Origin of the sequence: Pseudomonas sp. D8002 (assembly GCF_013385695.1) — a bacterium.
Lineage (GTDB): Bacteria > Pseudomonadota > Gammaproteobacteria > Pseudomonadales > Pseudomonadaceae > Aquipseudomonas.
In genome coordinates this window covers 39,095-64,791 of sequence record NZ_JACAPM010000011.1, presented here as the reverse complement: position 1 = coordinate 64,791, position 25,697 = coordinate 39,095, and the positions used below count along the sequence as shown (strand labels likewise).

Here is a 25,697-nt window from a genome sequence, read left to right as displayed (position 1 = left end):
ACGTCCTCAGGATTCTGCCGGGCTTTCGCGCTCCAGCAACTGCCGCTTGCGCTCGACACCCCAGCGGTAGCCCGACAGATTGCCGTCGGCGCGCACCACGCGATGGCAGGGAATCGCCACCGCCAGGCTGTTGGCACCACACGCCTGGGCCACGGCGCGATAGGCGGTCGGCGCGCCGATGCGCTGGGCGATCTCGGCGTAGCTGGCGGTGCACCCCACCGGGATTTCCCGCAAAGCTTGCCACACGCGTTCCTGAAACGCAGTGCCGCGTAAATCCAGGGGCAAGTCCAGGCCCAGGGCCGGCGCTTCGATAAAGCCCACCACCTGGGCGATCAATTGTTCGAAGTCGTGATCGGCACCCAGCAGATTGGCGCGGGGAAACTGGTCCTGCAGGTCGCGCACCAGTTTGTCCGGGTCATCCCCCAGCAGGATCGCGCACACACCGCGATTGCTCTGGGCCACCAGAATGGCGCCCAATGAGCATTGGCCAACGGCAAAGCGAATATCCGTGTTGGTGCCGCCGGCTTTGTAGTCGCGGGGCTTCATGCCGAGCAATTGGTCGGCAGCCTCATAAAAGCGGCTGTTGGAATTGAAGCCGGCGTCGTACAGCGCATCGGTCACCGAGTGCTGGTCCTTGAGGCCGTCCCGTACCTTGCGCGAGCGATGAGCGCTGCCGTAGCGCTTGGGCGTCAGGCCGGTCACCGCCTTGAACACCCGATGAAAATGGAACGGGCTCAAGCCGGCGAGGGCGGCCAGATCTTCAAGGGGCGGCAGGGTTTCGGCCTGTTCGATGTGCCGACAGGCCGCTGCCACCAGTTGCGCATGGCGTGCGGCCACCTGGGTCTGGTCCCCCGACGCGCGCTTGTTGGGCCGGTAGCCCGCCGCTTCAGCCTGTTGCGGGGTGTCGAAGAACTCGACGTTCTCCGGGCGCGGGCGCCGTGCGGAACTGCTGGGGCGACAGTACACACCGGTGGTTTTCACACCATAGACGAAGGTCAAGTCGGCCTTGGCGTCTCGGGCGACAATCGCGGCCCAGCGGGGGTCTTGTTCGGTGGCGTGGCGCGCGGTCATGGTGGTGGCTCCTGGTTGAAGAATGCCAGGTTAGTCCCGTGGGGCATTCCCATCACTCCGATGCTTGCGGTCAAATTCATCCGGCCGTGCGAAACGTCAGGTTTATGCGCTGCGGCCCCATGACCGGATGCGTGCCGGGCTTGATCGGCATCACGCCGTGAAAGCGCAGGCGGTCCACGCCGCCCCATACCACTACGTCGCCATGGAACAGCGAGACTTTTTGCGTCTTGTCGCTGCGCTCATGGCCGCCGAACAGGAAGATCGCCGGTAAACCCAATGACACGGAGACCACCGGGGCGGCATAGCGACGCTCGTTCTTGTCCTGGTGCAGGGACATTTTCGCGCCTGGCACATAGCGGTTGATCAAGCAGGCATCCGGCTCGAAATCGTCGAAACCTGCATCTGCTGCGGCCATCACGGCCAGTTCGCGCAATGCGGCCGGCAGGGCTGGCCAGGGTTGTTGGTTATTCGGGTCAATCGGGGAGTAGCGATAACCGGTGGAGTCGGTCGTCCAGCCCAAGTCACCGCAACTGCTTAACGCCGCCGACATGGTAAAACCACCGGGCGTGACCATTTGCCGGAAGGGCGATTGAGCCAATACCCGTCGCAGTTCCGGTAGCAAACGCTCGAGCCAGGGCAGGGCATAGCCCCTGAGGACGTAGGATTGTTCACCGATTTGCTCGCGCCCCGGGGGCTGTTGCAGCGCCTCATCGGCGAACAAATCGGCGGTTGATCCGGGAAGGGTCTTACTGCGCATCGTGAAAAATCACTCCCAAGGTATGCCGGGTACCACTGTGCAGAACACTGACCCCGTGGCGCAAGGTCACCCGATGAAACCCCCTCACACTCGGCATGGGTCGCTGATTGACCGCGAAGATTACCGCGTCACCCTGGTTGAGAGGGACAACCTGAGCCCGGGATTGCATTCTTGGCCGCTGCTCCGTCAGCACCAACTCCCCGCCACGAAAGTCCTCTCCCGGCTGCGACAACAGGATGGCAACTTGTAGGGGAAACACATGTTCCCCGTACAGATCCTGATGCAGGCAGTTGTAGTCGCCTGGGCCGTATTGCAGCAATAACGGGGTAGGGCGTTGCTGCCCGGCAGCGTGGCAGCGGGCAATGAAGTCGGCATGGTGCGCCGGATAGGTGATCGGCAGGTTCATCTGTTCGTTCCAGCGATTGGCCTGGGGCGCCAGGAACCCATACAGCTGTTCACGCAGCGCGCAGATCGGCGCTGGCAGCGGGTAGCGGAAATATTTGTATTCGCCCCGGCCAAAGCCGTGCCTGGCCATCATCACATGGGAGCGAAACAGTTCGGGTCGGGGGTAGTGGCCGCTCAGTTCAGCGCATTCCTGCTGATCCAGCAGGGCCGGAATCAGTGCGTTACCCTGTTCATCAAGGGCTTGCTCGATGGCGGCCCAGTCCAGCTTGGCCAGGCGTTCATGCAGTGGAGTGGAAGGCATCGACAAGTTCCTGTGGCAGCGCATTAGGGCTGCCAGTCTAGAAAGTCGTCAGCGTCAGAACACTCCGATGCTTGCGCTCGAATTACAGCGCCTTGCTCACATTGATGTCGGTAATCTCATCGCTGGCATCGTGGATTTTCGCCAGGGCTTCCTTGGCTTCCTCCACGCTGCCTGCTTGCAGTTGGGCGAACTCGAAGCGGCGCTCACCGTTGAGTTTGTACTTGATCACATATTTGGTGGTAGTCACGGGCATTCCTGTCAGCTCAGTTTCGAATTGGTGCGGCGCACAATGCGGATCTTGTGGGACAAGGTCGGCTTTTTGGTCACGCTGATGGCGCGGCGGGTCACGACGTCCAGGGTGATGTTCCAGAACCCGGTGCTGGGCGCAGTGATTTTTGCCGGGAACTTGTCGAACGCGCCGCCGTGGTAAGTATGGCGGCCGCCGTTCTTGAAGCTGCGAAAGTTGGCATCGCTCATCAGGCGGATGTTGCAGGTTTGCGAGCATTCAATGACGACAATATCTCCTTCATTGAGGTGCTCACGCTGGTGGATGAATTTCATAAGGTGTCTCCAGAAGGGCTTTTTCTGAAAAATCAGAACGATACGTAGGTTAAGATGGAGTTTATCAGCCCCAGCACGTTTATTATCGGACCGTCGTCGACGACTTCGACAATTTAAAACAGTTATTTACCGAGTTATCAGGGATAAATCCTACGTGGGCGGGAGAAAAATACCTTCTTCGCTGTCGTAGGGTCTTTATCGGAGGTTTTTATATGAAGTGGAGTGTGTTGGTTCTGGCCCTGGCGTTGGGTGGATGTGCTTCGGTGGCGGATATCAAGCAGACCCCACCAACGCTGGCAGTGATCTCCGGGAAAAAACCACAGGAATACGCGGCGTGCGTTGTCCAGAAATTGTCTAAAACCCGCAGGCCTTCGCAGATCGAGCCTCACAAGGATGGTGTTCAAGTTATCGTACCGCAGAAGTTTTCTGCCGACCCGTCGGCCATTTTTGAAATTGAAGAGCGCTCCAGCGGGAGCAGTATCAAGCTCTACGAGAGCATGTCCAATGTGCCTATTCGTCCAGGTGACGTGAAGGCTGCGGGGGAAGCGTGCATTTCCGGCTGAGTCTGTAGCCGCCCACCTCGAATCCGATCAAGAAGCCCGACCCTGCTGCCGCAGCGTCGGGCTTTTTTGTGCGCGATGTTCAGTACACCGTCCTTTTGCTCGCGGATGAGTGTTGTCGCGACCGGGCCATTGCCCTACCATTTGTAGGCTTATGCCTAATTCGCCTAAGCATATAACTATAAAAATGGAGTCGTGATGATGTCTCTGGAACGAGTTCTGATGGGTAGCGCGTTGTTGCTGATGTTGGGCAATGCATACGCGCTGGAGGGGAAAAACGTTTATATGCAGGGCGGCTCGCAGCCGGGAGCTGCACCGTGCGTGGCCTGCCACGGGGCTGATGGCCTGGGGCTGGCAGCCGCGGGTTTTCCGCGTTTGGCCGGTTTATCGGCGGGGTATTTGCGTAAGCAGCTGCAGGATTTTAAAAGTGGCGCCCGGAACAGCCCGGTGATGCAGCCACTGGCCAACGCCCTCACGGAAGAGGAAGTCAGCGCTGTAACCCGGCAGCTGGCGGCAATGCCTGCGCCCGCACCTGTGCCGGTGCACCGCAGCGAGATGCCTACTGACGCTGCGCAAAAGATTGCCCTGCAAGGTGCGTGGGAGCGCCAGATTCCGGCCTGTGTCAGCTGTCATGGCCCGGCCGGCGTGGGCGTCGGCGACGGGTTTCCACCCCTGGCCGGACAATCTGCGGCCTACCTCGCGGCGCAGTTGAAAGCCTGGCGCAGCGGCACGCGCCATAACGATCCAAATGATCTGATGGGCCATATCGCCAAATCCCTCAGCGCTGAAGAAGTGCAGGCCGTGGCCACCTATTTTGCCTCGTTGAGCGGCCAGGAGGCCAAGCCATGAAGCGCTTCTTGTTTGCTCCGCTGCTGGGAAGCCTGATCGGCGTACCCGTCCATGCCGCCCCTATTGCCATGGAAGACCAGTCACAGTTGCAGCCAGCCGGCGCTCATGGGGCTGCCGTGCAGTTCCAGCCGCCCAAAGAAAGCGAGCTGCCGGACAACGCCTACGGCAAGCTGGTGAAACAGGGCTACGCGCTGTTTGTCGACACCAAGCGCCTGGCGCCGCAATTTGTCGGTAATGGCCTCAATTGCAGCAATTGCCACCTGGACCAGGGTCGCCTGGCCAATTCGGCGCCGCTGTGGGGTGCCTACCCGATGTACCCGGCGTATCGAAAAAAGAACGACAAGGTCAACACCTTCGCCGAGCGTTTGCAGGGCTGTTTCCAGTTCAGCATGAATGGCGGCACGCCACCGGCTGCAGACAGCCCGGAGATTACGGCGCTGTCGGTATATGCCTACTGGCTGGCGAGCAAGGCTCCCTTGGGCGTCGAACTGCCGGGCCGTGGCTACCCGAACGTGCCGGCACCCGCCAAGGGTTACGACCTGGCCCAGGGCGCAGAGGTCTACAAGGGCCAGTGCGCGGTGTGCCATGGCGCCGAAGGCCAGGGCCAGAAAGTGGGCGACAACTACGTGATGCCGCCGCTCTGGGGTAAAGACTCCTACAACTGGGGCGCCGGGATGCATCGAATCAATACGGCAGCGTCCTTCATCAAGCACAACATGCCCCTGGGCCAGGGCGGCAGCCTGACCGACCAGCAAGCCTGGGACGTGGCGGCCTACGTCAACCGTCACGAGCGTCCTCAGGACCCGCGCCTCGTGGACGGCTCCGTGGAGAAAACCCGGGTGAAGTTCCACGCCAATGACGGCGTCAATCTTTACGGGCAGACGGTCGATGGCGTACTGATTGGCCAAGGCATCCGTTAAACTGTCGATAACCCATAAAAAATGCCGCTGAATCAGCGGCATTGTCTTTTCGGAAACTCAGTCATGAAACGTGAGCAAGTCAGGGAACAGCATGCAGGGGGGCATATTTCTGCGACCCATGTGATTCAAAATCCCGCGGATACGGGCGAGTGGATCGTGTTCTTCAAGAAGAGCGGCGGTCGCAGTTACTTCCTGGTGGATGACCAGGATGAAGTCGAATCCTTCTCCCGCCTGGACGACTTGATCGAGACCATTCGCGGCCTGGGCATCAAGTTCGCCGAAATTCACATGTAATTATTTGCAGACCACCGTCACGCTGCGGGTCTTGTAGTTGCCGACATCCTTGCCCAGGGTCTTGTCGCTTTCTTTCAGGGCCGGTGTGCCTTCGGTGCCGACAATCCGGTAGCCGGTGCCCGCGCAGGACGCATCAGCCTTTTCATAACAGCTGGCCCAGGAGTTGGCTTCGCCGGAGCAGTCGATGGCCAGTCCTTGTTCGCCGTTCTTCAGGACCGTGTCGGAAGTGGTGGTGCAGCCACCGGTAAGCGCCAGTACCGCAATCAGTGCCAGGATCTTGTTCATGTAGGAGTCGTCATCAGGGTGTTGGAGGGGAGCGCTGACACTGTCGTGGGGCGTTACAGGCGAGATTATAGCGAACCGCCATTAACGTACAGACAAACACAAAAAAGCCCCGTCAAACGAGGCTTGATTGGCGTTACCGCGGTGTTACTTGGTTTTCGGACGCTTGCTCGACGCGTGGCCGGCCTCATCCACAAACACTTCGGCCACGGCACAGGCTTGAGCTTCGGTCGCGAATGCGCCGGCAACGCTGTCGCCATGGAAGTTGATCAAGTGCCAGCCGTCCGCTCGCTTGGTGATCAGGTAGCCGTTCACGCCTTTTGGTTCTGACATCTATCAATCTCGTTGTCTGGTTCAAGGGCGTAATGATAGCGCCAAACGGCGTGGGGCGGCGCAAGTTGTTGCAGGTCAGTGCCGATCGCCATAAAGCATGCTAAAAAGGTTGGAGCCCTTTGAATGACGGGCACAAGCCGACGATTTCTAACAGCGGCGAAGGTACTTGATTGAATGCCGGCGGAACTTACGCCGACATTTTTTCTCTATGTTGACATCGCAACGCCAGCAGGACCCATTGTAAGGTGACTGCGGCCTGATTAGACTGCGCCGAATTTCGTACGCACAGCCCTTTGTAAGGACTCATATGATCAAGAAATGCTTGTTCCCAGCAGCCGGTTACGGCACTCGCTTCCTGCCAGCGACCAAGGCCATGCCCAAAGAAATGCTGCCGGTGGTGAACAAGCCACTGATCCAGTATGGCGTGGAAGAAGCACTGGATGCCGGCCTGAACGAAATCTCGATCGTGACCGGCCGTGGCAAACGCGCCCTGGAAGACCACTTCGACATCAGCTACGAGCTGGAAAACCAGATCAAGGGTACCGACAAGGAAAAATACCTGGTCGGCATCCGTAAGCTGCTCGACGAGTGCTCGTTCTCCTACACCCGCCAGACCCAAATGAAAGGCCTGGGGCACGCGATCCTGACCGGTCGTCCGCTGATCGGTGACGAACCGTTCGCCGTGGTACTGGCCGATGACCTGTGTGTAAACCTGGAAGGCGACGGCGTCCTGACCCAGATGGTCAAGCTGTACCAGAAGTACCGTTGCACCATCGTCGCGGTTCAAGAGGTCGATCCTCAGGAAACCAACAAGTACGGCGTGATTGCCGGCGACGATATCGGTGATGGCCTGATCCGCGTACGCGACATGGTTGAAAAGCCAGCGCCGGAAGATGCTCCGTCGAACCTGGCGATCATCGGCCGCTACATCCTGACCCCTGATATCTTCAAGCTGATCGAAGAAACCGAGCCAGGCAAGGGTGGCGAGATCCAGATCACCGACGCCCTGCTGAAGCAGGCAAAAGACGGTTGCGTGATTGCCTACAAGTTCAAGGGTCGTCGTTTTGACTGCGGTGGCGCTGAAGGCTACATCGAAGCGACCAACTTCTGCTACGAGCACTTCTACAAGACTGGCAAGGCTTACTGATTCATCGTTGCCAGCCCGTTGAAAAAGCCTGCGAGTCGAAAGACCGCAGGTTTTTTTATGCCTTGCCCAAATAGCGGCTGGGGGCTTCGCCCAGTACCCGCTTGAACATTGCACCAAACGCATTGCCGTTGGCATAGCCCATGTCCCGTGCAATAGCCCCCAATGGTCGGCCCTGGGCTAACTGGCAAACGGCTTCGGCAATCCGTAGCTGCTGGCGCCATTGGTTGAAGCTCAGCCCGGTTTCATCCCGAAACCGCCGGCGCAGGGTGCGCACGCTGGCGCCGATGGATTCACTCCAGTCTTCCAGGGTGGCCGGGTTCGCCGGGTCTTCCAGAAGCATTTCACACACACTGAGCACGCGTTTGTCCCGGGGCAATGGCAGGCTGCAGCCTTCGGTTTCAGTCGCGGATATCAACTGGTGCAGCAGCAATGGCGTGAGCAGGGCAGTGTGGGCGTCGGGTGCGAGCATGCCCAGAATCAGCTCCCGCAGCAGCGGCTCCACCCTGATCAATCGGCAGGATTGCCACGCCGTGGGTAATTGATCGCTTTCCACGTACAGTGCGCGCATCGCAACCTCACCGACCATGTGCAATTCATGGTCGACACCCGGCGCAATCCAAAAGCCGCATGCCGGCGGGACGGTCCAGGCGCCCATGCGGGTCAGCACCCGGATCACGCCTTGGGTGGCGTGCACCAGTTGGCCATATTCATGGCTGTGCCAAATCTCCCGTGCGCCATCGACATAGTCATGGGCCCGAACCCGCAATTCCTCGCTGGTGCTGCGAGCGGGCGCCCCAAAGCGTTTACGCCAGATGTTGTCCAATCAAGAATGATTCCTGAGATGTAGGTTGGAACGGTCATTAATTGACCCGTGCGCGTAGAAGAATGACCGGATCTTTAACGCGATTCAATATTAAATAAGAACGATTAACAAAAAGACTTTTCAAGGAATCGTCATGTCCGGTGCGTTGTCTTCTCCTCCGTTTTACCTTTCCAGGCTGGCGCTGGTGGTGTTGGCGCTTGCTCCTGTTGTGTGGGCCGATGACGCGCCCATCGTGTTGAAGGACACCGCGGTGACAGCCGCCGAGGCCGAGCCGGCAGAGGGCGTGGTGCCAGGCTATGTGGCGCGCAACACCACCGTGGGCACCAAAACCGGCGCGCCGATCGTGGAGACGCCGCAATCGATCTCGGTGGTCAGCCGCCAGCAGATGGATGACCAGGCGGCGCAAACCGTCGACCAGGCATTGCGCTACACACCAGGGGTTTACTCCCAGGATAACGACCTGCGGTTTGACCAGTTGAGCATTCGCGGCTTCGATGCCGACTCCTACCTCGACGGGCTCAAGCTCAATCGCACGACCTGGTTCGCTACGCCTCGGGTCGACCCTTGGTTTCTGGAGCGCATCGACGTGCTGCGCGGGCCAGCTTCCGTGCTGTACGGCCAGAGCGGGCCGGGCGGCCTGGTGGACATGCAGAGCAAGCGGCCGACGGATGAGCCACTGCACGTGTTGCAAATGAGCGTGGGCAATGACAACCGCTATCAGGCCGGCTTCGATTTTGGCGGGCGCCTGGACGAGCAGGGCGATGTGACCTATCGGCTGACCGGGCTGGGCCGCATGGCCGATACCCAGACCGATCACATCAAGGACCAGCGCATCGCCATCGCGCCGGCCATCACCTGGAACATCGACGACGACACCAGCCTGACCCTGCTGGCCAACTATCAATACGACCCGGAAGGTGGGCTGTTCAACCCGGTACCCGCGTATGGCACCGCGCTGCACAACCCGAATGGGCGCTTGCGCCCCGATGATTACCTGGGCGACCCGGACCGCGATCGCTTCAAGCGCAATCAGTTTTCCCTGGGCTACGCGTTCAGCCACCGGTTCAACGACACCTGGAGCTTTCGCCAGCACCTGCGCTATATGCATGATGACGTCGACTACTACCAGACTTCCCTCACCGGGCCGCTGGACGCCAACCTTGCCACCGCGCCGCTCTGGGCCAACGTCAATCATGAGCACCTTGGCCAGTTCGCCCTTGATAACCAGTTGCAGTCCGACTTCAGCACCGGCCCGGTCAAGCACACTGTGCTGATGGGGGCGGACTTCCAGCGGCTGTTGCAGACCATCAACCGGGGCGGTCAGTATTTCCCGAGTGCGATCAATATCTACAACCCCGACTTCAGCGCCCTGCCGAGGGTGCCGGTGTCCATCAACCAATACACCACCCAGAGCCAGTTTGGCGTGTACCTGCAGGACCAGCTCAGCTTCGACCATTGGCGCTGGCTGATCGGTGTGCGGCAAGACTGGGCGCGTACCTACGACAATCAGGACAGCGCGTTGACCGGCGCCAACCTGAGCAACACGCGCCAGCACGACGAGAAACTCACCTGGCGTTCGGGCCTGAGCTACGTGTTTGATAACGGCGTTGCGCCGTATGTCAGCTACAGCGAATCGTTCCAGCCGCAACTGGGCACTGACCGGCTGGGCGCGACATTTGTGCCGACCACCGGCAAGCAGTACGAAGCCGGCGTTAAATACCAGCCTGTGGGCTCCCGCAGCCTGTACAGCGCGGCAGTGTTCGACCTGCGTCAGCAAAACGTCCTGACCACCGACGATGTCGACCCCAATTTTGCCACCCAGAAAGGCGAAATCCGCTCCCGCGGCATCGAGCTGGAAGCCCATGCCGAGGTCACCTCGAACCTCAGCCTGATCGGTTTTTACACCTGGATGGACCAGCGCATCCTCAAATCCAATGACGGCGACCAGGGCGAACACCCGACCGGCATCCCGGGCAAGAGTGCCTCGCTGTGGGCGGACTACACCTTCCACGACGGCCCGCTGCAGGGCGTCGGTTTCGCGGCGGGTGCGCGCTATTTCGGGCCGAGCTACGGCAGCGCCGACAACACGCTGGAGGTGTCATCGCGCACGCTGTTTGATGCCGCGGCGCACTATGACGTGCAGAACTGGCGCCTGGCCCTCAACGCCAGCAACCTGTTCAACAAGGAATACCTGGCCTACTGCAGCAACGGTTTCCTTTGCTACTGGGGCGCAACCCGTTCGTTGCAGGCCAGCGCGACGTATCGCTGGTAAGGCGCTGACCTCTGGCGCGGCAGCAGGTATGCTGTTGTCCTGCCGAGGAGAGTGAAATGGCCTACGATTTTGACCTTTATGTAATTGGTGCCGGTTCCGGCGGTGTGCGCGCTGCACGATTCGCTGCGGGTTTTGGCGCCAAAGTGGCAGTGGCTGAAAGCCGCTACCTGGGCGGTACCTGCGTGAATGTGGGCTGCGTGCCGAAGAAACTGTTGGTATACGGCGCGCATTTCGCCGAAGACTTCGAGCAGGCCAGCGGTTTTGGCTGGTCCCTGGGTGAGGCGAATTTCGATTGGGCGACCCTGATCGCCAACAAGGATCGTGAAATCAACCGCCTCAATGGCATCTACCGCAACCTGCTGGTCAACAGCGGCGTGGCCCTGCACGAAGGGCATGCGCGGCTGGTGGACCCGCACCAGGTAGAAATCAACGGCGAGCGTTTTACCGCCAAGCACATTCTGGTGGCCACCGGTGGCTGGCCGCAGATCCCGGACATCCCGGGGCGCGAGCACGCCATTGGCTCCAATGAGGCGTTCTTCCTCAAGGAGCTGCCCAAGCGTGTGCTGGTAGTCGGCGGTGGCTATATCGCCGTCGAGTTCGCCGGGATTTTCCATGGCCTGGGCGCACAGACTTCGCTGCTGTATCGCGGCGACCTGTTCCTGCGCGGTTTTGACGGCTCGGTGCGCACGCACTTGAAGGAGGAGCTGACCAAGCGCGGCCTGGACCTGCAGTTCAACGCCGACATCGAGCGTATCGACAAGCAGGCCGATGGCAGCCTCAAGGCCACCTTGAAAGATGGCCGCGTGCTGGAAGCCGATTGCGTGTTCTACGCCACCGGCCGACGCCCGATGCTCGATAACCTGGGGCTGGAAAACACTGGCGTCAAGTTGGACAAGCGCGGCTTTGTCGAAGTGGATGAGCTGTACCAGACCGCCGAACCGTCGATCCTGGCGATTGGTGATGTGATCGGCCGCGTGCAACTGACGCCAGTGGCCCTGGCTGAAGGCATGGCCGTGGCACGTCGCTTGTTCAAGCCTGAGCAATATCGTCCGGTGGACTACGCGATGATCCCGACGGCGGTGTTCAGCCTGCCGAATATCGGCACCGTGGGCCTCAGCGAAGAGCAGGCCCGTGAAGACGGGCACAAGGTGCAGGTGTTCGAAAGCCGCTTCCGGCCGATGAAACTGACCCTGACCGACTGCCAGGAAAAGACCCTGATGAAGCTGGTGGTCGACGCCGAGACCGACAAGGTCCTGGGTTGCCACATGGTCGGCCCCGACGCTGGCGAGATCGTGCAGGGCCTGGCGATCGCGCTCAAGGCGGGCGCGACCAAGCAGCATTTCGATGAAACCATCGGCGTGCACCCAACGGCGGCGGAAGAGTTCGTCACCATGCGCACGCCAGTGGCGCAGTAATCAGCCCTCGTTAGTTGCTTCCGGCGCCGTCGCAACGGCGGCTGCCAGGCGCAGCGCATCAATACTGGCCTGGGCCTTGACCAGGTCCAGTTCCAGGGTTTTGTTGGCCTTCTGATGCTCGGCCAGCGCTTCCTGGCGCGCCTGATTCTCCAGTTGGGCAACCCGCAAGCGCTCCTGCAACAGGGTACGCTCGCTGTCGATCACGCTCACTTGCTCGCTCAATTGACGCTGCTGTTCGCGGTCCTGGCGAGCCTGTTCCTGCAGTGCGCTCAATTCCTTCACGGTCACCCGATGCTCGATCAGCAGGCGCTCGTTATCGCGGTGCAACTGAGTGATTTCATCCTGGCGCACCATCGCGCTCTGCTGGGCCTGGCGCAGCTCTGCCTGGACCTGCTGCAACTGGCCTTCATGGCGACGCTGTTCCTGCTCACGCTGGTCCTTGATCGCATTGCGGTAATGCTCCAGGGCGTCCCGGGCATGCAGGTGCTTCTCTTCCAGTGAGCGAATCTGCTCGTCCTTGTCGTTGATCCGCAACTCGTAATCGCTGCACGCCTGGCTCAGCCCGGCGTTGCGGGTTTGCTCGGTTTGCAGGCTGGAGCGAGTGCTTTGCAAGGCCGCGCTTTCATCGGCCAGGGCGGCGGACTGGATATCGAACTGCTGCTTGAGCTGGGAGTGGGCCGCTTCCAGCTCCTCAACCTGGGCGAGCAGGGCGGTTTTCTGTTGCTGGAACTGCGACAGGGCCAGGTCGATAGGCTCCTGGGCCTTCTCCTTCAAGCGCTGGGCCAGTCGCGCCACCAGTTCACCCAATTCGTCGTCAATGGGCGCTTCGGTGATGGTCTGGCGGGTTTCGCTTTCTTCCAGCTCCTTCAGATAGCGATGAATCGTGGTTTTCGAGCCGGTATTGCCCATCTCGATGCGTACTGCATCGATGCTCGGGTTTTCGCCACGGGCAAGGATCGCCAGGCGTGCCGTTTGAACTACTGCTTTATTGATGCCGCCGCGAGCCATGGAGTCTCCGTTGATTTGGTACTGTGGTACGTAGTATGTATATACGTACTATATCACGATTGTTTTAAAGCCCAAATTGATGATTTATCAGATGGGATATTGGCGTATTATCCCGTGTGATACAGGTTTTGAAATGGACAACAGCCAATGGCAGTACAGGCATGAGTGAGCTGGACCGTTATCTGAATGCGGCCACCCGCGATAACACCCGCCGCAGCTATCGAGCGGCAATCGAGCATTTCGAGGTGAATTGGGGTGGATTCCTGCCGGCGACCAGCGACAGCGTGGCGCGCTATCTGGTGGCGCATGCGGGCGTGCTGTCGGTCAACACGTTGAAGCTGCGTTTATCGGCGCTGGCCCAGTGGCACACCAGCCAGGGGTTTCCTGATCCGACCAAGGCGCCAGTGGTGCGCAAAGTCCTGAAAGGCATTCGCGCCCTGCACCCGGCTCAGGAAAAACAGGCGGAGCCATTGCAACTGCAGCACCTGGAGCAGGTCATCCAGTTCCTCGAACAGGAAGGCCACGACGCCCGGCGCGCAGAAGACCATCCTCGATGGCTGCGGGCCAAGCGTGACGCGGCGTTGATCCTGCTGGGTTTCTGGCGTGGCTTTCGCAGCGATGAGTTATGCCGGTTGAATATCGAGCACGTGCAGGCGGTGCCCGGTTCGGGCATCACCCTGTATCTACCGCGCAGCAAAAGTGATCGGGAAAATATCGGCCGCACCTACCAGACGCCGGCGCTGTTGCGGCTGTGCCCGGTGCAAGCCTATAGCGAATGGCTCAGCGCTTCAGCGCTGGTGCGCGGCCCGGTGTTTCGCGGCATTGATCGCTGGGGCAACCTGGGCGAGGAGGGCTTGCACGCCAACAGCGTGATCCCGCTGTTGCGCCAGGCGCTGGAGCGCGCCGGGATTGCGGCCGATCAGTACACCAGCCACTCCCTGCGCCGGGGCTTCGCTACCTGGGCTCATCGCAGTGGCTGGGACTTGAAGTCGTTGATGACTTACGTCGGCTGGAAAGACATGAAATCGGCCATGCGCTATGTTGAAGCGACGCCCTTTCTCGGCATGACCCGGGCATCCCTCGAGTGATTCAAGGTTTCTTCTATTAATACAGTCTCTTGATAGTGAAAACCAATCGTCAGCATCAGGTTTGCCAATGAGCCATCGGCCGGGAGAGTGGGTAGGATTCACCTCATCAACTTACTAAGCCCTTCTACAAACCTGACGGAGAGTCAACGATGCCTATCATCAACAGCCAAGTAAAACCGTTCAAAGCTACCGCCTACAAAAACGGCAACTTCGTAGACGTGACTGATGCTGACCTGAAAGGCAAATGGTCTGTCGTGTTCTTCTACCCAGCCGACTTCACCTTCGTCTGCCCAACCGAACTGGAAGACCTGGCTGACAACTACGCCGAATTCCAGAAACTGGGCGTCGAAATCTACAGCGTTTCCACCGACACCCACTTTGCCCACGCTGCCTGGCACAACACCTCGCCAGCCATTGGCAAAATCCAGTACACCATGATCGGCGACCCGACCCTGACCATCTCCCGCAACTTCGACGTGCTGATCGAAGAAGCTGGCCTGGCAGACCGTGGCACCTTCGTGATCAACCCTGAAGGCCAGATCAAAATCGTTGAACTGAACGATGGCGGCGTTGGCCGTGACGCTTCCGAGCTGCTGCGCAAAATCAAGGCGGCCCAGTACGTTGCTGCTCACCCGGGCGAAGTCTGCCCAGCCAAGTGGAAAGAAGGCGAGGCCACCCTGGCTCCGTCCCTGGACCTGGTCGGCAAGATCTAAGTCTGTGAAATGCCAAGGGCGGGTTACCGCACCTAAGTAAGCTGCATCCGCCCTCGAAACGCCCGGGCGAGAGTCGCTCGGGCGTTTTTTTGTCTGCAATAAACCGAATTAATAGGAAATCGCCCGTATGTTGGACGCCAATCTTAAAGCTCAGTTGAAGTCATACCTGGAACGGGTCACCCAGCCGATCGAGATCGTCGCCTCCCTCGATGACGGTGCGAAATCCCAGGAAATGCTTGCCCTCTTGCAGGATGTAGCCAGCCTTTCGACGCTGATTACCCTGAAAAGCGATGGCAATGATGCGCGCAAGCCATCGTTCTCCATCAACCGCCCGGGTGCCGATATCAGCCTGCGTTTTGCCGGCATCCCAATGGGCCATGAATTCACTTCGCTGGTGTTGGCGCTGCTGCAAGTCGGCGGCCACCCCTCGAAGGCCAGTGTCGAAGTGATTGAACAGATTCGCGCCCTTAAAGGCGAGTTCAGCTTCGAGACTTACTTCTCGCTGTCGTGCCAGAACTGCCCGGACGTGGTCCAGGCGCTGAACCTGATGGCAGTACTGAACCCGAACATCCGCCACGTCGCCATCGACGGTGCGCTGTTCCAGGCAGAAGTCGATGATCGTCAGATCATGGCCGTGCCCAGCGTTTACTTGAATGGTGTGAACTTCGGCCAGGGCCGCATGGGCCTGGAAGAAATCCTCGCCAAGCTCGACACCAGCGGTATCGAAAAAGCCGCCGAGAAAATCAGCGCCAAAGATGCGTTCGACGTACTTGTCGTCGGCGGTGGCCCAGCGGGTTCGGCAGCGGCTATCTACGCTGCACGTAAAGGCATCCGTACCGGTGTTGCAGCCGAGCGCTTCGGCGGGCAGGTGCTGGACACCATGTCGATCGAGAACTTTATCTCGGTACAGGAAACCGAAGGGCCGAAACTCGCCAGCGCCCTGGAGGCCCACGTGCGTCAGTACGACGTGGACATCATGAACCTGCAGCGTGCTACTGCGCTGATCCCGGCGAAAAACAACGGTGAGCTGCACGAAATCCGTTTCGAAAGCGGTGCGACCCTCAAGTCCAAGACCGTGATCCTGGCCACCGGTGCCCGCTGGCGTGAAATGGGTGTACCGGGTGAGCAGAAATACAAGGCCAAGGGCGTGTGCTTCTGCCCGCACTGCGACGGCCCGCTGTTCAAGGGCAAGCGCGTGGCGGTGATCGGCGGCGGTAACTCCGGCGTTGAAGCAGCCATCGACCTGGCCGGTATCGTCAGCCACGTGACCTTGCTTGAGTTTGACAGCAAGTTGCGCGCCGACGCCGTGTTGCAGCGCAAGCTGTACAGCCTGCCGAACGTTGACGTGATTACCAGCGCGCTGACCAGTGAGGTCAAGGGGGATGGCCAGAAAGTTACCGGCCTGGCCTACAAGGATCGCGACAGTGGCGAATTCAAGACTATCGACCTGGAAGGCATCTTTGTACAGATCGGTTTGCTGCCCAACACCGACTGGCTCAAAGGCACTGTGGAATTGACTCCACGTGGCGAGATCATCGTCGATGCACGTGGTGAGACTTCGCTGCCAGGTGTTTTTGCCGCCGGTGACGTAACGACTGTGCCGTACAAGCAGATCGTGATTGCAGTAGGCGAGGGCGCCAAGGCTTCCCTGAGTGCTTTCGATCACCTGATCCGCACTTCCGCCCCGGCGTAAATTCCGGCCCGGAAATGAAAAACCCCATGAGTGATCATGGGGTTTTTTATTGCCGGCGGAACCTTACAGCGGCGTTGGCTGAATGATTTCAACCCAGTACGCATCCGGGTCTTTCACGAAGGCCAGGCTTTTCATGCGGCCGTCACTCAGGCGCTTCTGGAAGTCGCAGCCCAGTTCTTCAAAGCGCGCGCAGGCAGCAACGATGTCCGGCACCGAGATGCAGATATGGCCAAAGCCACGCGGGTCGGTGTTGCCGTTGTGGTAGGCAAAGTCCGCGTCGTTTTCGGTGCCGTGGTTGTGGGTCAGTTCGAGGATGCCCGGGATCGACTTCATCCACTGGGTGCGGGCGGCAGCGTCGGCCGGGATCTGGGCCTTGTCGACCAGGGCCAGGAAGTACAGGCTGAATTCGGCTTCCGGGAAGTCACGTTTTTCAACCAGGGAAAAACCCAGTACGCGGGTGTAGAAATCCAGCGACTTGGTGATGTCCTTGACCCGCAGCATGGTGTGGTTGAATACGAAGTTCGTGGTGGCGGCGTCAGGCTGGGCGGTGACGCCCGGGAAAGCGTTCAGTTCGTGCAGGCTCATGGGCCCTCCAGAGAAAAATGGGGCAAACGTGGCTCCGGTTGGAGCATCCCTTGGCTTGCGGCTGGCATCCGTGCAGCCGGTCCATGATACGCAGCCCTGCCGGTTGCGCCAAATGAAAAAGGTCACGCAACCCTTGCGGCCAGCGGGTGCAGGGGCCCAAACTTTGTCGCTTGAACCTTGAGTGTTTTTCGTAATGACCGGATTTCGCGCACCGTTGTTGAGTACCCTGGGCCTGTTGCTGGGCAGCACCGCTGCATGGGCGGCTGACCCGGAAATTCATTGGCCCAGCGGCTGGCAGGTAGAGGAAGTGGCGCCCGACGACCAGGCCCCGGCGCAACCGTCGGCGGTGTCCCGCCAGCGGGCCATAAAGAATGATGAGAATGGCGCGACCTTGATGGTCATGGAGTTGACGGGCACGCCAATCGAAGCGGGGCATACGGTCAACCTGCAAGGTGTGCTGCTGGAAATGCGCAAATCCATCCAGAAGGACTTTGCCCAGGGTGGTTATCAAAGTGTGTGCACCAAGATGCACCCCACAACATTGAGCCGGCTTGAGGCATTGGAAACTACCTGTGTAATCACCGAGAACGGTCGGCATGTGCTGTCGCAAACGTTGGTGGGGGCTGTCGATACCGATAAGGCCTATGTTTTTTCATACGCAGGCCAGGCCGACGCTTACGAATCAAGCAAGGATGAAGTCAGTTCGGTGCGTGACAGCCTTAAACTTTGAGCGTTGTAGGCATCGGGACAAATAAGTCGATTTGAACAAAGTGAAATGTTTTTTAAAGTTCGTTTTTGAAAGTGCCAGCGTCCTGATTTGTTTCACTATCGATGCCTGTAAACAAAAAAGCCCTGCATGTGCAGGGCTTTTCTTAGTGCGTTTGTACTAGCCGCAAAGCATTAGCCGCGAAGCCAGGAGTCTACTGTGGCTGCGCCGTACTGTTCTTTCCACGCCTTCAGGCCGCGATGGTTGCCGCCCTTGGTTTCGATCAGTTCACCCGTGTGCGGGTTGTGGTAAACCTTGACGACGCGGGCACGGCGCTGTTTGGGTGCGGCAGCGACGGAAGCGCCGGACTTGCCCGGGTTAGGATCCAGGATGGAGATGATGTCGCGCAGGCTTTTGCCGTAGGTCTTCATCAGCCCTTGCAGCTTTTCTTCGAATTCGATTTCTTTCTTCAAACCAGCATCGTTCTTCAGGGATTCCAGCTGGGCAAGCTGCTCTTGAAGGGCTTTTTCTGCTGCGCGAAATTCGGCGAGTCTGGACAAAATCTATACTCCAATAGTGTATTTGGCTGATATCTACTGCAAACAAAGCGATAAGCCAAGAGCCTTAAGGCGACTCAATGAAAGTGGCCTTCCTGCCAATTCAGCACAGGCAGGAAAAATTGTAGTAGTTAATCAGTCATGAGTAAATCATGTCTTTTGTATAAATAACAATATTTCCGTTGAAGTGGCTGGCTATTCAATGGCTGTTCAGGAATCTAATGAACTCGTCGCAAGGTACAGGCTTGCCAAACAGGTAGCCTTGCAAGAAATCAACGCCTTGGGCCGCCAGATAGTCGCATTGTTCTTGTGTTTCGACGCCTTCGGCAACGATGCCCAGGTCCAGCTTGGCAGACAGTTCAATGATGCTGTCGAGTATATGCCGTGAGAGTGCATCAACACCGATCATTGCCACGAAGCTTTGATCTATCTTCAAGTAATCGACATTGAAGTTGCGCAAATAACCCAGGCTGGAGTGGCCGGTGCCAAAGTCGTCGATCGCGATCATTACCCCCATTTCATGCAGCGCCTGGAACAGCTGGCGGGTGATATCCGTGGGCTCGATCAACTCGCGCTCGGTCAACTCCAGGACCAGGATCACCTTGCCCGGCGGGAAGGCAGCGAGGAACTCCCGGCAGTCTTCCACCAGCTCCAGGTCGTGACAATGGCGAGCGGTAATGTTGATGCCCACGTGAAAATTGTCGGCAAACTGCGCGGTGTGGGGCGCCAACTGTGCGGCGGTCTGGCGCATCAGGGCGCGGGTCATCGGTACGATCAGGCCCGAATGTTCGGCCAGGGGAATGAACAGGTCCGGGCGCACCAGGCCTTCCCTGGGATGATTCCAGCGCATCAGCACTTCACAGCCGGCCCACTGCCGGATGTTGTCGCCACGCACCACTGGCTGGTAATAGGGCACAAATTCATTGGCGCCCAGGGCCCGTTGCAGTTCCAGGGTCGGTGCCGATGAGCGCTTTTGCAGCCAGTGGGCGAGGATGCCTGCCAGCACGCCGAAAAACACCACCAGAACGAACAGCGCGGGATACCGTGCCTGCATGTAGCGCCAGGTTTCACCCTCCGGCATCCCGGCTTCCACGCTGTAGGTATACCGCGTGGAGTCGAGATGATGATGCGCGACGGAAAATGTCGGCAGCGCTGTGCTGTGCACCTTGCCATCCGCCGCCAGCCAGTTAGGCCCCACCTGCAACACCAGGTCGGTATATCGGCTGATCAGGCGCAACGCGTTGGTCAAGTGGTAGCCATCAATGGAGGCGAAGGCCCCCCGGTCACCCTCGGTGAGGCGATACACCAGCAATGCGGTGTCGGGTGTCACCGGGTTGCCTTTCATCAGCCAGAGACGGCCGCCGACGTAGTCCTCAGGGTTGACCGGGGACTGGTAGTTGCCACCAAACAACGAGCTGCAATAGATGTTGCGCTGCCAGGACAAGGTGGTGGCGCGCACGAACGGCCGGCGGGTGACCTGTTCCCGCAGCTTCAGTTGAGTCGGGTTATCACATTCATGGCCGGCCAGTGGCAGCAGATCCTGGGCGGCGAGGGCGGTGTTGTCGAGCATCAGGTCAAACTGGCGCACGGCCTCCTGGGCGGTTTGCGCGGTGCTGTGCTCGAGGGTGCGCCCGGCTTGCCAATACAGGATAAGCACACCCAGCAAAATGGGCAGCGCGCCACTGAGCAGGGTGATCAGGTGGCGAGTGGAGGCCTTTCGGGGGCCTTTGACGGTCAGTGGCATTTGCGCAGCCTGTAGCGGGAGAGGGCAATAGGACGCTCAAATGCGGTCGGGACAACCTCGGTGGCCTTCCAACAAAGCGTATTGGTATTGGCCATGATAGATGGCGGCAGGCGTCTGTGCATGTTCAATAAAGCTTCAACCGTGTGGCCAGTTGAATAAATGCCAGGGTTGCCGGGGAGGACTGCCGACGGTCCAGTACCGCCAGCCCCACCTGGCGTTTGACGGCAGGCTTGAGCGGTTTGATCAGGTAATCCGCCTGCGTGGATTCAGGCAGCGACAACTCGGCGACAATGGTCACGCCGTCGCCCCGGCGCACGGTGTCCAGGGTGCTGAGCAGCTGTGAGCAGCGGTAACGCACATCCGGCTGCAACCCTGCACCGACGAACAGCCTTGAGACCAGTTCGGCCGAACCGGCCTGGGTCAGGATAAAAGGTTCACCGCACAGCGCTTTCAGGCTGACACTTGGCTGCGCGCCCAAGTGATGCCCCAAGGGCAGCAGCGCGACCAGTTGGTCCTCAATCAACGGGAACGTATCGAAGCGCTCTTCAGGCAGCACCACAAACCCAACGTCGACGCGCCGCTCTTCCAGCCACTGCGTCACCTGGCGATCGGGGCCTTCGTCGACATGCACCTCGATGCCCGGATGCTGCTCGCGAAAATGCTGCAGGATCGCGGGCAACAAGCGAATCGATGAGGTCGGCCCGAACGAGCCGATGCGCAGCGTGCCGCGCTTCATCCCGCGGGCATCGGCGGCTTCCTGTTGCAGCGTGTTGGCCAACCCGAGCATGGCCCGGGCGCGCAACAGCAGTTGTTGGCCGATATCGCTGAGTTCGACCTGGGACTGATGACGTCGGATCAACTCCACACCCAGTTCCTGCTCCAGGGATTTGATCGCATGGGACACCGCCGATTGGCTGATGCCCAGGCGATTGGCGGCGCTGGTGAAACCTTGCAGTTCGGCCACCAGGGAAAAGATTTCCAGTTGGGTAAGGGTCATGAGTATTTACTCATTTTACGATGATCGGGGATTAGCCAAACAATAAGCCAATCCCGTGTCTTGTGAGTAGAAATCTGATGAACCCGAGCCCTGACCGTCTGACATATCTGAAGCTGGCGGCCGTGACCATGATCTGGGGCGGCACCTTCGTTGCCGGGCGCTATCTGGCGGCAGGCCTGGACCCACTGTTGGCGGCGACCGTGCGCTTTGCACTGGCCAGCCTGGCGCTGCTGGCCTTCCTGGTCGTCGCGCGTATTCGCCTGGTGCGTCCGACCACCGCGCAATGGATGCAATTGATGGTGCTGGGCTTTTTCGGGATCTTTTTCTACAACCTGTGTTTTTTCTACGGCCTGCATTACATCAATGCGTCCCGGGCGTCGTTGATCGTGGCGCTGAACCCGGCAGTGATTGGCCTGGCCTCTTTGCTGATGTTCAAGGAACGCCTGGGCTGCTTCAAGCTGGTGGGGATCGCGCTGTGCCTGGGTGGCGCAGGGCTGGTGATCGTCAGTCGCAACCCGCAGTTGCTGCAGGGCACGGCAGATGCGTGGGTCGGTGACCTGCTGATTTTCGGCTGCGTGGTGGGGTGGGGCGTGTACTCGCTGTTTTCCCGGGGTCTGAACCAGCGCCTGGGGCCGTTGCAAACCGTGACCTGGTCGATCCTGCTGGGCACGCTGATGCTGACGATCACCACGCTGGTGACGGGCCGACTAACGGTGGCCGCATTGGGCCGGATTGATCTGCCCCAACTGATGAGTTTGCTGTACCTGGGCGTGCTGGGCTCGGCACTGGCCTACATCGGCTACTACGATGGCCTGCGCCGCATCGGCGCCACCCGTGCGGGTGTATTTATCGCCCTCAATCCGCTGACGGCAGTGATCTGCGGCGCATTGCTGCTTGGCGAGCAACTGACCGTGCCGATGCTGCTGGGTGGGGCGGTCATCCTGCTGGGCATCTATCTGTGCAACAAACCCCTTGCGCGGGCCAGGGCAATGGGGATTTGATAAGAGTACGGACAAATCTGTTTACGCTGTGTAGAATCGATTTACGCATACAAGAATAAGGACTTGCGCTAACGCAAGCCTCGCCCGTCAGAGACTGATGTAACCATGAAGCTACTCGGGTCCCCCCTCATCTTTGGTGACTTCCTCGCCCGCAGCGTGCGGGGTATCTCCTGTGCGCCACCCGCTGACCTCATCCTTGCTCGCAAATAAACATTTGTTAATTACAAGAATGATGATGAGGCACCGAAAATGGCAGACCTGTACGAAAACCCAATGGGCCTGATGGGCTTTGAGTTCATCGAATTCGCATCGCCAACCCCGGGCACCCTGGAGCCGATCTTCGAGATCATGGGCTTCACCAAGGTCGCGACCCACCGTTCCAAGAACGTACACCTGTACCGGCAGGGCGAGATCAACCTGATCCTCAACAACGAACCCAACAGCATCGCCTCCTACTTTGCGGCCGAGCACGGCCCGTCGGTGTGCGGCATGGCGTTTCGCGTCAAGGACTCGCAACAGGCCTACAACCGGGCCCTGGAACTGGGCGCCCAGCCTATCCATATCGAAACCGGCCCGATGGAGTTGAACCTGCCGGCGATCAAGGGCATTGGCGGCGCGCCGCTGTACCTGATCGACCGCTTTGGTGAAGGCAGCTCGATCTATGACATCGACTTCGTGTACCTCGAAGGTGTCGAGCGCAACCCGGTGGGCGCGGGCCTCAAGGTCATCGACCACTTGACCCACAACGTGTACCGCGGCCGCATGGCCTACTGGGCGAACTTCTACGAGAAGCTGTTCAATTTCCGTGAGGCGCGCTATTTCGACATCAAGGGCGAATACACCGGCCTGACCTCCAAGGCCATGAGCGCCCCGGACGGCATGATCCGCATCCCGCTGAACGAAGAATCGTCCAAGGGTGCCGGGCAGATCGAAGAGTTCCTGATGCAGTTCAACGGCGAGGGCATCCAGCACGTTGCCTTCCTCACCGATGACCTGGTCAAGACCTGGGATGCGTTGAAGAAGATCGGCATGCGCTTCATGACCGCGCCGCCAGACACCTACTACGAGATGCTCGAAGGCCGCCTGCCGAACCACGGCGAGCCGGTGGATCAACTGCAGGCACGGGGCATCCTGCTGGACGGCTCGTCAGTGGCGGGGGACAAGCGCCTGCTGCTGCAGATCTTCTCGGAAACCCTGATGGGCCCGGTGTTTTTCGAGTTCATCCAGCGTAAGGGTGACGACGGCTTTGGTGAAGGCAACTTCAAGGCGCTGTTCGAATCCATCGAGCGCGACCAAGTGCGTCGTGGTGTGTTGACCGCTGACTGATCGCCTGGGCGATACACAAAAAAGCCCGACCGGGATTGCACCTGGCCGGGCTTTTTGTTGCCCGGCAGAAACATCGGGACATAGGCGGTTGCCAGCGGCCAGGAACGGAATTCACTGCCAGCGTTACTCAGTGTCATATGCCCAGTTGAGGTTCATGTATGACAGTCATTGCGCACACCGGTAGTCCACCTCCAGGTTTGAATCAGGCAGCAGCCGTCAACGACGAACCGGCCATCAGTCCCTTGGCCCCAACTGTTCCCTCCCCATTAAGTCCTGCCACTGTCGCCCGCGTGACGTTTTCCTCGAACGTGGAATGGAGCAGTGCGCAGGGCGAGCTGACCGCCGCAGGCGTCGAACTGGCCAATGCCGTATTGGCCCCGGGTACCTCATCAACCGTCGGTGCGCAGGTCTGCACGTTCGCGGTGGACGGGATCCAGTCGAGCGACATTCTGGTGGTCAAACGCGTACCCGCCTCTGAAACCGGAACGAATGTCCTGTTGTATATTCCTGACGTTGAGGGCAATTCGTTCTTCGAATTCAATAACCTTGGAGAAATGAACGCCTGGCTCAAAGAGGTCGCCACCGACCCTGACAAGTTGGATGTATTTGCCGGGCATTTTTCCCGCAATGCACCTGCCGATCAGACAAAGCGGGTAAAAGACACGATGACGCGCTTCGCAGCAGGCGATATCAATGCCGTGGTCGGGCCTTTTGGCTACGAAAAGGGCGATATCTTCAATCGCCTGGACAAGCACACAAGCGTGCCGCCGGTACCGGTCAACGGGCTGACGGGGACCTACCTGAAAGTTGAGACCCGTGATGGCCGGGTGACTTTCGCAGGCACACGTCCGGACGGAGAAACCGTACTCTATCAGTACGATGCCTACGGCAACTTCCATGGAGGAGGTAACAAGGGCAACTTCTACTTTGTGAAAAACGGCCTGAACAATGACCAGCCGCTGTCGCCTGTCTCGCGAGAGCAATACTTGAAAACGGTCGTCAGTGTCAGCCTGGATAATGTAGGTGCCAACGATTTATGGGGGCTGTTCGACGAGTTCATCCGCCAACTGAAGAATCCGGGTTCAGGCATTGGGACGGCCTTGATCGCACTGGGCGTGCCTGAGGATGTGGCGCAGTCCATCGAAAAAATCGTCAAAAACCCCGTCACCGGCACCTTGCTTGAACTCAACCATGGCAACCGGCTCGGTAAGCTGTTTGGCGTTGAAAAGGCGCAAATGGACGCCGCACTGACGCAAATAGGCGACGAAATCCAAGGCAGGATTCCGTATTACGGGGCCATCCGAGGGGGGTTGTCGCAAACGGCTGTAATGCTCGAAATGGCAGCAAAAAAAAGCGCTGTCAGGCCTTCTGCTGACGCACCAAATGCTTGAAGCCTTCAAACACCAGCACCATCACCGCGAGCCAGATCGGAAGATACGTCAGCCATTCCCCCGCCTTGATGCTTTCGCCCAACAACAAGGCCACGCCGAGCAGCAGCACCGGTTCTACATAGCTGAGCAGCCCGAACAGGCTGAAGGCCAACAAGCGGCTGGCGACGACGTAGCACACCAGCGCCGACGCACTGATCAAGCCCAACATCGGGATCAAGGCGTACAAGCCCTTGTGGGCGTCGAGCACGGCAAAACCCTGTTCGCCGCTTTGCACGAACCACAGTGCCACCGGCAACATCAGCGCCATATCGAGCCACAGCCCGCCGAGGTGGTCGGTCTTCAGGCGTTTGCGCAGTACGAAGTAAACCGGGTAGCCGATGATCACTACCAGGGTTGCCCAGGAGAATCCGCCCACCTGATACAACTCGTTCAGCACACCAGCACCGGCGAAGAACACCGCAATCTTTTGCAGGCGTGACAATTGTTCGCCATACACCAGCCGACCGGTCAGCACCATCGTCAATGGCAGCAGGAAATAGCCCAGCGATACATCCAGGCTGCGACCGTTGAGCGGCGCCCACATGAACAGCCACAACTGCACCCCCAGCAGCGCCGAAGACACCACGACCCCGCCGATCAGCGCGGGTTTGGCCGCAACCAGCCGAACCAGTTCCCACACCCGTCGCCACTCGCCGCTGACAATCATGAACACGGTCATGCAGGGCACCGTCAACAACATGCGCCAGCCGAAGATCTCCAGGCCGCTCAAGGGCGTAAGCAGCGACGTGAAGTAATACATCACGGCAAACAACACCGAGGCCAAGACCGATAACACAACACCTTTAGACACACTGTCCTCACGAAAGCCGATTGATACAAAAGAAGGGGGGATTTCAGG

General features: G+C 59.3%; 28 protein-coding genes. 14 read left to right on the top strand and 14 right to left on the bottom strand.

Annotation, left to right across the window (positions count from 1 at the left end; genetic code table 11):
* Window positions 1-6: 6 nt before the first annotated feature.
* The 5 genes from ada to HX807_RS06215 form a co-directional block, all read right to left on the bottom strand.
* Window positions 7-1,071, bottom strand: coding sequence for a bifunctional DNA-binding transcriptional regulator/O6-methylguanine-DNA methyltransferase Ada (gene ada / locus HX807_RS06235; protein WP_008432501.1), 1,065 nt, complete (start codon window positions 1,069-1,071; stop codon window positions 7-9).
* Between the two features lie 76 nt (window positions 1,072-1,147).
* Window positions 1,148-1,828, bottom strand: a complete 681-nt coding sequence (alkB, locus tag HX807_RS06230; protein ID WP_134326567.1) for a DNA oxidative demethylase AlkB — start codon at window positions 1,826-1,828, stop codon at window positions 1,148-1,150.
* Entirely contained in the window at window positions 1,818-2,534 is a 717-nt protein-coding gene (locus tag HX807_RS06225; protein WP_008432503.1) for a 2OG-Fe(II) oxygenase, read from the bottom strand. Before HX807_RS06225 ends, alkB begins: the two co-directional genes overlap by 11 nt.
* A gap of 82 nt (window positions 2,535-2,616) precedes the next feature.
* The gene (locus HX807_RS06220; protein ID WP_166742130.1) at window positions 2,617-2,781 is read right to left on the bottom strand and encodes a hypothetical protein; all 165 of its coding nucleotides are present in this window, start codon (window positions 2,779-2,781) and stop codon (window positions 2,617-2,619) included.
* Window positions 2,782-2,792: 11 nt separating this feature from the next.
* Window positions 2,793-3,095: a DUF1883 domain-containing protein gene (locus HX807_RS06215; protein WP_003212586.1), complete on the bottom strand. Its 303-nt coding sequence runs from the start codon at window positions 3,093-3,095 to the stop codon at window positions 2,793-2,795.
* Between the two features lie 212 nt (window positions 3,096-3,307).
* Between HX807_RS06215 and HX807_RS06210 the strand changes: the two genes are divergently transcribed.
* From HX807_RS06210 to HX807_RS06195, 4 genes are all read left to right on the top strand, one after another.
* On the top strand, window positions 3,308-3,658 hold the full coding sequence (locus tag HX807_RS06210) for a hypothetical protein (RefSeq protein ID WP_003212585.1): 351 nt from the start codon (window positions 3,308-3,310) through the stop codon (window positions 3,656-3,658).
* A gap of 195 nt (window positions 3,659-3,853) precedes the next feature.
* Entirely contained in the window at window positions 3,854-4,504 is a 651-nt protein-coding gene (locus HX807_RS06205; protein WP_256349369.1) for a c-type cytochrome, read from the top strand.
* On the top strand, window positions 4,501-5,424 hold the full coding sequence (locus tag HX807_RS06200) for a c-type cytochrome (RefSeq protein ID WP_177049512.1): 924 nt from the start codon (window positions 4,501-4,503) through the stop codon (window positions 5,422-5,424). The genes HX807_RS06205 and HX807_RS06200 overlap by 4 nt, the downstream gene beginning before the upstream one ends.
* A gap of 63 nt (window positions 5,425-5,487) precedes the next feature.
* Window positions 5,488-5,718, top strand: a complete 231-nt coding sequence (locus tag HX807_RS06195; protein WP_003212582.1) for a hypothetical protein — start codon at window positions 5,488-5,490, stop codon at window positions 5,716-5,718.
* Here HX807_RS06195 and HX807_RS06190 read toward each other — a convergent pair whose 3' ends face one another.
* A complete protein-coding gene (locus tag HX807_RS06190) occupies window positions 5,719-6,003 on the bottom strand; it encodes a hypothetical protein (protein ID WP_003212581.1) in 285 nt (94 codons plus the stop codon).
* A 144-nt stretch (window positions 6,004-6,147) separates the two neighbouring features.
* Window positions 6,148-6,333: a hypothetical protein gene (locus HX807_RS06185; protein ID WP_003212580.1), complete on the bottom strand. Its 186-nt coding sequence runs from the start codon at window positions 6,331-6,333 to the stop codon at window positions 6,148-6,150.
* A 307-nt stretch (window positions 6,334-6,640) separates the two neighbouring features.
* On the opposite strand from HX807_RS06185, the gene galU reads away from it, so the two are divergent.
* A complete protein-coding gene (gene galU / locus HX807_RS06180; protein WP_003212579.1) occupies window positions 6,641-7,480 on the top strand; it encodes a UTP--glucose-1-phosphate uridylyltransferase GalU in 840 nt (279 codons plus the stop codon).
* Between the two features lie 55 nt (window positions 7,481-7,535).
* On the opposite strand, the gene HX807_RS06175 is transcribed toward galU, so the two are convergent.
* A complete protein-coding gene (locus tag HX807_RS06175) occupies window positions 7,536-8,303 on the bottom strand; it encodes a helix-turn-helix domain-containing protein (RefSeq protein ID WP_177049510.1) in 768 nt (255 codons plus the stop codon).
* 133 nt (window positions 8,304-8,436) lie between these two features.
* On the opposite strand from HX807_RS06175, the gene HX807_RS06170 reads away from it, so the two are divergent.
* Together HX807_RS06170 and gorA are read left to right on the top strand one after the other, a co-directional pair.
* On the top strand, window positions 8,437-10,575 hold the full coding sequence (locus tag HX807_RS06170; RefSeq protein WP_102604911.1) for a TonB-dependent siderophore receptor: 2,139 nt from the start codon (window positions 8,437-8,439) through the stop codon (window positions 10,573-10,575).
* A 56-nt stretch (window positions 10,576-10,631) separates the two neighbouring features.
* Window positions 10,632-11,990, top strand: a complete 1,359-nt coding sequence (gorA, locus tag HX807_RS06165; RefSeq protein WP_177049509.1) for a glutathione-disulfide reductase — start codon at window positions 10,632-10,634, stop codon at window positions 11,988-11,990.
* Here the strand turns inward: gorA and HX807_RS06160 are convergent, their stop codons facing one another.
* A complete protein-coding gene (locus HX807_RS06160) occupies window positions 11,991-12,998 on the bottom strand; it encodes a DNA-binding protein (protein ID WP_177049508.1) in 1,008 nt (335 codons plus the stop codon).
* A 161-nt stretch (window positions 12,999-13,159) separates the two neighbouring features.
* Here HX807_RS06160 and HX807_RS06155 point away from each other — a divergent pair, with 161 nt between their 5' ends.
* From HX807_RS06155 to ahpF, 3 genes are all read left to right on the top strand, one after another.
* Window positions 13,160-14,086 carry a site-specific integrase gene (locus HX807_RS06155; RefSeq protein ID WP_008432517.1) on the top strand — a complete coding sequence of 309 codons (927 nt, stop codon included), beginning with the start codon at window positions 13,160-13,162 and terminating at the stop codon, window positions 14,084-14,086.
* A 149-nt stretch (window positions 14,087-14,235) separates the two neighbouring features.
* Window positions 14,236-14,799 (top strand): alkyl hydroperoxide reductase subunit C, encoded by a 564-nt coding sequence (gene ahpC, locus HX807_RS06150; protein WP_003173835.1) that lies wholly within the window; start codon window positions 14,236-14,238, stop codon window positions 14,797-14,799.
* Window positions 14,800-14,926: 127 nt separating this feature from the next.
* On the top strand, window positions 14,927-16,492 hold the full coding sequence (gene ahpF, locus HX807_RS06145) for an alkyl hydroperoxide reductase subunit F (protein ID WP_177049507.1): 1,566 nt from the start codon (window positions 14,927-14,929) through the stop codon (window positions 16,490-16,492).
* Between the two features lie 63 nt (window positions 16,493-16,555).
* On the opposite strand, the gene gloA is transcribed toward ahpF, so the two are convergent.
* Window positions 16,556-17,077 (bottom strand): lactoylglutathione lyase, encoded by a 522-nt coding sequence (gene gloA, locus HX807_RS06140; protein ID WP_177049506.1) that lies wholly within the window; start codon window positions 17,075-17,077, stop codon window positions 16,556-16,558.
* Window positions 17,078-17,270: 193 nt separating this feature from the next.
* Here gloA and HX807_RS06135 point away from each other — a divergent pair, with 193 nt between their 5' ends.
* On the top strand, window positions 17,271-17,807 hold the full coding sequence (locus HX807_RS06135; protein WP_008432526.1) for a DUF4946 domain-containing protein: 537 nt from the start codon (window positions 17,271-17,273) through the stop codon (window positions 17,805-17,807).
* A gap of 170 nt (window positions 17,808-17,977) precedes the next feature.
* Here the strand turns inward: HX807_RS06135 and HX807_RS06130 are convergent, their stop codons facing one another.
* The 3 genes from HX807_RS06130 to HX807_RS06120 all read right to left on the bottom strand — a co-directional run bounded on the left by HX807_RS06130 (window position 17,978) and on the right by HX807_RS06120 (window position 21,081).
* On the bottom strand, window positions 17,978-18,343 hold the full coding sequence (locus HX807_RS06130; protein WP_003212570.1) for a histone-like nucleoid-structuring protein, MvaT/MvaU family: 366 nt from the start codon (window positions 18,341-18,343) through the stop codon (window positions 17,978-17,980).
* A gap of 196 nt (window positions 18,344-18,539) precedes the next feature.
* Complete coding sequence (locus HX807_RS06125; RefSeq protein ID WP_177049505.1) at window positions 18,540-20,084, bottom strand: EAL domain-containing protein; 1,545 nt, start codon at window positions 20,082-20,084, stop codon at window positions 18,540-18,542.
* Between the two features lie 124 nt (window positions 20,085-20,208).
* Window positions 20,209-21,081 carry a LysR family transcriptional regulator gene (locus tag HX807_RS06120; protein WP_003212568.1) on the bottom strand — a complete coding sequence of 291 codons (873 nt, stop codon included), beginning with the start codon at window positions 21,079-21,081 and terminating at the stop codon, window positions 20,209-20,211.
* A gap of 77 nt (window positions 21,082-21,158) precedes the next feature.
* On the opposite strand from HX807_RS06120, the gene HX807_RS06115 reads away from it, so the two are divergent.
* The 3 genes from HX807_RS06115 to HX807_RS06105 all read left to right on the top strand — a co-directional run bounded on the left by HX807_RS06115 (window position 21,159) and on the right by HX807_RS06105 (window position 24,799).
* Window positions 21,159-22,082 (top strand): DMT family transporter, encoded by a 924-nt coding sequence (locus HX807_RS06115; RefSeq protein ID WP_177049504.1) that lies wholly within the window; start codon window positions 21,159-21,161, stop codon window positions 22,080-22,082.
* Between the two features lie 249 nt (window positions 22,083-22,331).
* On the top strand, window positions 22,332-23,408 hold the full coding sequence (gene hppD / locus HX807_RS06110) for a 4-hydroxyphenylpyruvate dioxygenase (protein WP_003212566.1): 1,077 nt from the start codon (window positions 22,332-22,334) through the stop codon (window positions 23,406-23,408).
* 158 nt (window positions 23,409-23,566) lie between these two features.
* Window positions 23,567-24,799 carry a dermonecrotic toxin domain-containing protein gene (locus tag HX807_RS06105; protein WP_256343949.1) on the top strand — a complete coding sequence of 411 codons (1,233 nt, stop codon included), beginning with the start codon at window positions 23,567-23,569 and terminating at the stop codon, window positions 24,797-24,799.
* Here HX807_RS06105 and rarD read toward each other — a convergent pair.
* Complete coding sequence (rarD, locus tag HX807_RS06100; protein ID WP_023658818.1) at window positions 24,768-25,649, bottom strand: EamA family transporter RarD; 882 nt, start codon at window positions 25,647-25,649, stop codon at window positions 24,768-24,770. The two genes, HX807_RS06105 and rarD, sit on opposite strands and share 32 nt — an antisense overlap.
* Window positions 25,650-25,697 lie beyond the last annotated feature (48 nt).

Bases quoted from the DNA above. Each gene is read 5' to 3' on its own strand.
- ahpC (WP_003173835.1), top strand. From the start codon at position 14,236: ATGCCTATCATCAACAGCCAAGTAAAACCGTTCAAAGCTACCGCCTAC.
- HX807_RS06135 (WP_008432526.1), top strand. From the start codon at position 17,271: ATGACCGGATTTCGCGCACCGTTGTTGAGTACCCTGGGCCTGTTGCTG.
- HX807_RS06105 (WP_256343949.1), top strand. From the start codon at position 23,567: ATGACAGTCATTGCGCACACCGGTAGTCCACCTCCAGGTTTGAATCAG.
- HX807_RS06200 (WP_177049512.1), top strand. From the start codon at position 4,501: ATGAAGCGCTTCTTGTTTGCTCCGCTGCTGGGAAGCCTGATCGGCGTA.
- HX807_RS06195 (WP_003212582.1), top strand. From the start codon at position 5,488: ATGAAACGTGAGCAAGTCAGGGAACAGCATGCAGGGGGGCATATTTCT.
- HX807_RS06155 (WP_008432517.1), top strand. From the start codon at position 13,160: ATGAGTGAGCTGGACCGTTATCTGAATGCGGCCACCCGCGATAACACC.
- galU (WP_003212579.1), top strand. From the start codon at position 6,641: ATGATCAAGAAATGCTTGTTCCCAGCAGCCGGTTACGGCACTCGCTTC.
- alkB (WP_134326567.1), bottom strand. From the start codon at position 1,828: ATGCGCAGTAAGACCCTTCCCGGATCAACCGCCGATTTGTTCGCCGAT.
- ahpF (WP_177049507.1), top strand. From the start codon at position 14,927: ATGTTGGACGCCAATCTTAAAGCTCAGTTGAAGTCATACCTGGAACGG.
- HX807_RS06120 (WP_003212568.1), bottom strand. From the start codon at position 21,081: ATGACCCTTACCCAACTGGAAATCTTTTCCCTGGTGGCCGAACTGCAA.
- HX807_RS06170 (WP_102604911.1), top strand. From the start codon at position 8,437: ATGTCCGGTGCGTTGTCTTCTCCTCCGTTTTACCTTTCCAGGCTGGCG.
- gorA (WP_177049509.1), top strand. From the start codon at position 10,632: ATGGCCTACGATTTTGACCTTTATGTAATTGGTGCCGGTTCCGGCGGT.
- ada (WP_008432501.1), bottom strand. From the start codon at position 1,071: ATGACCGCGCGCCACGCCACCGAACAAGACCCCCGCTGGGCCGCGATT.
- gloA (WP_177049506.1), bottom strand. From the start codon at position 17,077: ATGAGCCTGCACGAACTGAACGCTTTCCCGGGCGTCACCGCCCAGCCT.
- HX807_RS06190 (WP_003212581.1), bottom strand. From the start codon at position 6,003: ATGAACAAGATCCTGGCACTGATTGCGGTACTGGCGCTTACCGGTGGC.
- HX807_RS06115 (WP_177049504.1), top strand. From the start codon at position 21,159: ATGAACCCGAGCCCTGACCGTCTGACATATCTGAAGCTGGCGGCCGTG.
- hppD (WP_003212566.1), top strand. From the start codon at position 22,332: ATGGCAGACCTGTACGAAAACCCAATGGGCCTGATGGGCTTTGAGTTC.
- HX807_RS06215 (WP_003212586.1), bottom strand. From the start codon at position 3,095: ATGAAATTCATCCACCAGCGTGAGCACCTCAATGAAGGAGATATTGTC.
- HX807_RS06185 (WP_003212580.1), bottom strand. From the start codon at position 6,333: ATGTCAGAACCAAAAGGCGTGAACGGCTACCTGATCACCAAGCGAGCG.
- HX807_RS06210 (WP_003212585.1), top strand. From the start codon at position 3,308: ATGAAGTGGAGTGTGTTGGTTCTGGCCCTGGCGTTGGGTGGATGTGCT.
- HX807_RS06205 (WP_256349369.1), top strand. From the start codon at position 3,854: ATGATGTCTCTGGAACGAGTTCTGATGGGTAGCGCGTTGTTGCTGATG.
- HX807_RS06125 (WP_177049505.1), bottom strand. From the start codon at position 20,084: ATGCCACTGACCGTCAAAGGCCCCCGAAAGGCCTCCACTCGCCACCTG.
- HX807_RS06160 (WP_177049508.1), bottom strand. From the start codon at position 12,998: ATGGCTCGCGGCGGCATCAATAAAGCAGTAGTTCAAACGGCACGCCTG.
- HX807_RS06225 (WP_008432503.1), bottom strand. From the start codon at position 2,534: ATGCCTTCCACTCCACTGCATGAACGCCTGGCCAAGCTGGACTGGGCC.